This is a genomic window from Thiomonas sp. TH-17 (assembly GCF_057473305.1).
The window spans coordinates 1-1,817 of sequence record NZ_JBYCKI010000100.1 but is presented as its reverse complement, the minus strand read 5'-3'; the positions used below and the strand labels follow the sequence as shown (position 1 = coordinate 1,817).

General features: G+C 66.5%; 2 protein-coding genes and 1 pseudogene. All 3 read left to right on the top strand.

All coding sequences use genetic code 11. The features are described 5' to 3' along the window. A pseudogene (locus AC2VLV_RS06310) lies at positions 1-371 on the top strand (acyl-ACP--UDP-N-acetylglucosamine O-acyltransferase); the annotation flags it as partial. 7 nt (positions 372-378) lie between these two features. Next, positions 379-1,527 (top strand): lipid-A-disaccharide synthase, encoded by a 1,149-nt coding sequence (gene lpxB, locus AC2VLV_RS06305; RefSeq protein ID WP_486989159.1) that lies wholly within the window; start codon positions 379-381, stop codon positions 1,525-1,527. Then, the coding region (locus tag AC2VLV_RS06300) for a ribonuclease HII (protein ID WP_486989158.1) at positions 1,524-1,817 on the top strand (294 nt) is incomplete at its 3' end. The genes lpxB and AC2VLV_RS06300, both read left to right, overlap by 4 nt.

The following is a 1,817-nucleotide window of genomic DNA, read 5'->3' as shown; positions in this document are numbered from 1 at the left end:
TTCATGTGGGCGATTGGGCCGTGCTGGGCGGCTATACCGGTGTGCATCAGTTCGTGCGTATTGGCGCCCATGTGATGACCGGCATCAGCTCGGTCATCCTGCAGGACGTACCGCCCTACACCCTGGTGGCAGGCAATCCAGCCAAACCGCACGGCATCAATGCCGAAGGGCTGCGGCGCAGGGGCTATTCGCCCGATCAGATCACCGCGCTGCGCGCCGCCTACCGTGTGTTGTATCGGCGGGGGTTGTCGCTGGAGCAGGCGCGCGCCGCGCTGGCCGATCTGCTGGCTGAACGGCCGCAGGCGGCCGAGGCAATTGGCGCGCTACAGGCGTTCCTGGCCGAGGCTGGGCGTGGCATCGTCCGGCCCTGAGCGGGTGATGACCGCCCGTGCTTCGGCGACTTTGGCCTTCGTCGCCGGTGAGGCTTCCGGCGATCTGCTGGCTGGGCATTTGCTCAGTGCCCTGCGCGACCGGGCGCCCGAGCTGAACCGCGTGGGCATCGGCGGACCGCGCATGCAGGCCGCGGGTTTCAATGCCTGGTGGCCCAGCGAACGGCTCGCGGTGAATGGCTATGCCGACGTGCTGGCGCGCCTGCCCGAACTGTTGCTGATGCGTCGGCGTTTGCGCGGGCGTCTTCTGGCCGAACCGCCGGCGGTGTTCGTCGGCGTGGACGCGCCGGATTTCAATCTGCAATTGGAGCGTCGGCTGCGGCAGGCGGGCATTCCGGTTGCGCACCTGGTGAGCCCGTCCATCTGGGCGTGGCGGCGCGAGCGCATCGAACTGATTCGCCAGGCTGTGGATCACATGCTCTGCATTTTCCCCTTCGAGCCAGCGCTCTATGCCGACACGGGCGTGAAGGCGACTTACATCGGCCACCCTCTGGCCGAGGTCATTCCTTTGGAGCCCGACCGCGAGGCGGCGCGGCGGGTGCTGGCTCTGCCCGCAGACGGCCGCTGTCTGGCCGTGCTGCCAGGTAGTCGTCGAGCCGAGGTGAAGCATCTCATTGCTCCGTTTTTGGCCGCTGCCGCTCTGCTGGTGCAGCGTGGCCAGATGTCACGGGTGATCGTGCCGATTGCTCATGCGGGCCTGCGGCCCATGGTGTTGCAGGCGGCTGCCGCGCATCCAGACCTTCCCTTGCACCTGATCGACGGACAGTCGCACACCGTTCTGGCAGCCTGCAATCTCGCCCTGGTCGCCAGTGGCACCGCCACGCTGGAATGTGCCTTGTTCAAGCGGCCCATGGTGATCGGCTATCGTATGTCGGCGCTCTCTTATCGCATGATGTCGGGCCGGGGTTATCTGCCCGATGTCGGGCTGCCCAACATTCTGGCTGGCAAACGTCTGGTGCCCGAGTTGTTGCAGCACGATTGCACCCCGCTGGCCCTGGCCGACGCGGCCAGCGACTTGCTGGAGCACCCGGCGCAATTGCAGCATCTGCAAGACCGCTTCGCTGATATGCACCTGAGTTTGCGGCGCGATACGGCCGCGCTGGCCTCGCAGGCCATTCTCGACATGATTCCGGCATGACGCAGACCGCCTTGTTCGCCGCAGCAGACGACGCTTCCGTCGCTCTGATTGCCGGCTGCGACGAAGTCGGGCGCGGGCCATGGGCAGGGCCGGTGGTGGCCGCGGCCGTGGTGCTCGATCCCGCCCATCCCATTGCCGGGCTGGCCGACTCCAAGCTGCTCAGCGCTCGCCGTCGCGAGGAACTCGATGCGCAAATCCGGGCGCACAGCCTGGGTTGGAGCATCGCCGAGAGTTCGGTCGAAGAAATCGATCAGCGCAATATTCTGCAGGCCACGCTGCTGGCCATGCAG

Bases quoted from the DNA above. Each gene is read 5' to 3' on its own strand.
- lpxB (WP_486989159.1), top strand. From the start codon at position 379: ATGACCGCCCGTGCTTCGGCGACTTTGGCCTTCGTCGCCGGTGAGGCT.